This is a genomic window from Halobacteriovorax sp. (assembly GCF_041587335.1).
Taxonomy (GTDB): domain Bacteria; phylum Bdellovibrionota; class Bacteriovoracia; order Bacteriovoracales; family Bacteriovoracaceae; genus Halobacteriovorax.
Genome location: NZ_JBFGYP010000195.1, coordinates 1 through 3,887, shown reverse-complemented (window position 1 = coordinate 3,887; position 3,887 = coordinate 1). Strand labels below are relative to the sequence as shown.

Sequence of the window (3,887 nt, the reverse complement as noted above, 5' to 3'; positions counted from 1 at the left end):
ATTGAGGCCTTAAATGAAGAGTTTGGACTTACAGAAAAGGGGTTAACTGCTGTTGTTGCCGTAGCATTTGGATATAAGTCAGATGATGATTTTAATGCTAAACTACCTAAATCAAGACTGGAACTTTCTGAGATTTTAACTAGGGTATAAGCATGTCTAAGACAATTTTTATTACAGGTTCAACTGATGGTATAGGACTAGAGACAGCAAAAGACTTTGTTTCTAAGGGCCATCACGTAATTCTTCATGGAAGAAGTAAGAACAAGCTTTTAAAGGTAGAAGAAGAGCTATCTAAACTTGGAAGTGTTGATAGCTTTATAGCAGATTTATCCGACTTAAACGCTGTTAATAAAATGTCAGATTCTATACTTGAAAAATACAAGAGCATTGATGTTTTAATCAATAATGCTGGAGTTTATAAAACTGGTAGTCCTATTGTTAAAGGGTATGATATCCGCTTTACAGTAAATACAGTTGCTCCATACCTTATAACGAAGAAGCTACTTCCAAGTCTAAAGAAGGGAAGTAGAGTTATTAACCTCTCTTCGGCCGCTCAAGATACAGTTGAAGTAGAGGCACTTCTTGGAAATATTAAATTATCAGACTTCGATGCCTACGCTCAAAGTAAGTTGGCAATAGCTATGTGGTCATTTGATATGGCATATAAGCATAAGGATTTAACTATTATCGCCGTCAATCCCGCTTCTCTCTTAGGCACTAAGATGGTTAAGGAAGGGTTTGATACAGATGGAAAAGATATAGGTATTGGAGTGAGAATTCTTTTAGCTCTATCTCTAGATCAAAAGTATAAGAGTGATTCTGGAAAGTACTTTGATAATGATAGTGGAAAATTTACTAGTCCACATCCTGACGGGGTATCAGATGAGAATATCTCTAAAGTCGTTCAAACTATTGAATCTATTATTAAAAAAGAGCTTAATTAGAGTTTTTGGTGGAGCAGCCCTTTTTAGGTAGTTCCACAATTTTTATGTAAATAGTATATAGTTAGAATGATTTATATCCTATCTTCCTTTTTATCCTCTATAACCTCATTTAAATTACAAATGGGGGAAAAATGAAATCATTATTATTATCTTTAGCATTACTTACATCAATTTCAACTCTAGCTAAGAATAGCTTCAAAGTAGATGACTTAGTTGGTTCATACTCAGTTTCTGGTGTTGATGTACCATATAGTGCAACAGTGACTCTTTCTAAAATGATGGGACTTCCTGTTGTTGAGTTTGTAGAAGAGGGTGAAACTGACTTTAGCTGTAAGGGTGTTTATTCAGTTTCTTATGGTAATCAGGTTGATTTAAGTATGTATTGTGGTGATATAACTTTTGCACAGGCCTACGAGAAGTTAATGAACGATGTTAAGCCAGACTTTACTCAAAATATTAACTTAGAAAATGTAACTGCAGCTCAAGCAAATAGCTCATTTGTAGCTCCAGTTAAGAGTTCACTTTTTGATAATATTCCATTTAAGTTTAAGTTCACTAAAAACTAATAAGATATATTAAAGGGACCTATTGTAGGTCCCTATATATTTTTCTATAAACTACTTCTAAGTCTTTCTCTAAATACTTCTAATTTCATGTCACGCTTCTCAGTTTGTTTTAAGTATTTTCGAACACTCTTTCCAAGGTTCAATGAAAGGAGATCAACTTTCCAGTCTGGTATATCTTTTTGATAAAGCTTCTCATAGAGAAAAGCTAGAGTTTGAACTCTTATTCTATTTCCAATTATTCCTTGAGTTAAGTACCCCCAAAAGTGGTACTGAAGCCCTGGGACGTCATTGCCTTCAACAAGTCTTTCAACTTTATAAGATACAACTGATGAGTTTCCTCGATTAACTGTTAGGGCGTCTCCACTCATGATCCATGGAATAACTCCTAGTGCAACGATTGGATCACCATAGATCTCTAATGATTTTTCAAAAAGTCTTTCAGGAGATACTGAGAAGTTCTCCTGTTCAAGTAGCCACATAAATAGTGGGGATGAGAAGTGATTATATCTCTGTGATTCATATGTGAATCTATTAAACATTTTGTGATTAGGATCTCCAATTGCTAGTTTGTACCTATTCTCTTCTTTTATATTTTCCCCTTTTTGAACAATAGGATTTTGTTCTTCATCGAGAAATGGGAATGTGAAATTTGCTACTGTCGGGAGATTTTCTTCTATCTGTTGACGTAGATCTACTTCATTTCTTAGTTGGAACTTAGGAGTCTCACCGTTTAAATAGTCTACATGGCGTTTTCTGGCCAAGTGGATATATGAGGCGAAGTAATTCTCTGAATGTTCTTTTAATTCTAGCTTAGGATTGCCATAGAGGATAAAAGCATTTTGTAGGTAGTACTCTGATCTATCCATTGGAAAGCCAGGCATACCTGTAATTCTCTCTAGGTATCTAGGTAGAGAGATTCCTGCAGGAATTGGATAAGCATCAACCCAAGGATTAATATCCTTTCTCAAGATATTCATTATTTCTTTCTTAAAATCTCTTCGAGTCTTATCTGGGTAGGCCTCTCTAATAGAGTTTGCTATTGTTTTAGCAAATGCATCCATTCTATCTGTATGGAGATACACCTCTGTTGCTTGGGTAGATACTGCTGTGAGTACTACTAAAGTAGGTATTACAATTTTTTTAAGAATAGATTTCTTTAGATACATTGGGTTTCCTATCTCTGACGAGTTAATGTCGTATTGTTCATTATATATAAGGAGATTTTATGTGATTATTTGACTCTCTAGTAGGTGTCTTGAACTCTTTACTAGTAGTGTCCATTTGTTGGACGAATTTTCATACTTATCCAAGCTTCTGATTTTGCAGTTAATAAATATAAGTGTCTAATTATAGGTATTTTTATACCTGTTAAGAAATTTGACAGCTTTGTAGATCTTTCAATTTTTCTAACTCATGAAAAGAAATAAACTAAGATGAGTCCATGAAAAAAATTATCATTCTTGGACTATTTAGCTCTTCAATTGCAGCATCACAAACTTGTATGCAAGACTTCTACAAGTTAACGCGAAATAATGAAGTGTTAAGTGTGTCATCACTGGAAAAGCTTTACAATAACTGCCCATCTTCTCAGAAGGAAGGTTTTAAGTATGATCTTCTTAGATCTGGTAGGAGAGTGAATAGTGATCAAAAGCTAACAGCTCTTAAAGACTTTATTTCAAGCAGTTTTAGTCAAAGTGATTATAAGACATTTGAAGTTTATAGTGCACATGAGAATTCATATGATCTCCAATATAATCTTTCAGATATAGAAAATATTGTAGAGTACGCCCCTGATGTATTTGATCATCTGTATTATGACTTCTCAGAAAGTGATCTTGTAGAGATTGCTAAAAAGGTAAGTAATCATCCAAACTTTGAAAATAAGCACTATATTCTCTCTCACTTACTCGCTCTTAGTCTTGATAAACCAATAGAGTTTCAAGACAAGCTCTTAGGGTATGGGGCAAGTTTTCTAAATACTCCTACGGGGATAGAGAATCTATGTCTTGCTGTGGAGGAGACGATACAGTCGAGGGTTGAATACCTATCAGATGACTATCATGATGAAGGATATGATAGCTTGATGGCCGAAGTGAATGAAGAAACGGATAATTATTTTAATAGTATTTCAAAGTATGTCTCACTAGATGGTGTTTATTGTGGAGGGGAGACTTTACGAAGTATGTATAATGATATTAAAGACCCTGAATTTTGGGGACTTGAGTATATGTATAGTCAAGATGACTATGAAGAGGATGAGGTAATTGAGACCTTATCTACAAGTGATGATGATTTCTTTTTCCTAAAAACAAAAGTGAGTTTTAATGATGATTCATTTGCTGCAAGAATAAAAATTACTAAGAGTTGTGCAAGTAGT

The 3,887-nt window shown here is 34.2% G+C and carries 4 protein-coding genes and 1 pseudogene; 4 read left to right on the top strand and 1 reads right to left on the bottom strand.

All coding sequences use genetic code 11. The features are described 5' to 3' along the window. From ABX784_RS15995 to ABX784_RS15985, 3 genes and pseudogenes are all read left to right on the top strand, one after another. A pseudogene (locus ABX784_RS15995) lies at positions 1 to 150 on the top strand (NAD(P)H nitroreductase); the annotation flags it as partial. A gap of 2 nt (positions 151 to 152) precedes the next feature. Then, on the top strand, positions 153 to 944 hold the full coding sequence (locus ABX784_RS15990; protein ID WP_372656067.1) for an SDR family NAD(P)-dependent oxidoreductase: 792 nt from the start codon (positions 153 to 155) through the stop codon (positions 942 to 944). A 131-nt stretch (positions 945 to 1,075) separates the two neighbouring features. Continuing rightward, positions 1,076 to 1,510, top strand: coding sequence for a hypothetical protein (locus tag ABX784_RS15985; protein WP_372656066.1), 435 nt, complete (start codon positions 1,076 to 1,078; stop codon positions 1,508 to 1,510). A gap of 44 nt (positions 1,511 to 1,554) precedes the next feature. Here the strand turns inward: ABX784_RS15985 and ABX784_RS15980 are convergent, their stop codons facing one another. Then, complete coding sequence (locus tag ABX784_RS15980) at positions 1,555 to 2,676, bottom strand: hypothetical protein (RefSeq protein WP_372656065.1); 1,122 nt, start codon at positions 2,674 to 2,676, stop codon at positions 1,555 to 1,557. Positions 2,677 to 2,951: 275 nt separating this feature from the next. Here ABX784_RS15980 and ABX784_RS15975 point away from each other — a divergent pair. Further along, the coding region (locus ABX784_RS15975; RefSeq protein ID WP_372656064.1) for a hypothetical protein at positions 2,952 to 3,887 on the top strand (936 nt) is incomplete at its 3' end.

Coding starts and splice junctions, on each gene's coding strand:
- ABX784_RS15980 (WP_372656065.1), bottom strand. CDS start 2,676: ATGTATCTAAAGAAATCTATTCTTAAAAAAATTGTAATACCTACTTTA.
- ABX784_RS15985 (WP_372656066.1), top strand. CDS start 1,076: ATGAAATCATTATTATTATCTTTAGCATTACTTACATCAATTTCAACT.
- ABX784_RS15990 (WP_372656067.1), top strand. CDS start 153: ATGTCTAAGACAATTTTTATTACAGGTTCAACTGATGGTATAGGACTA.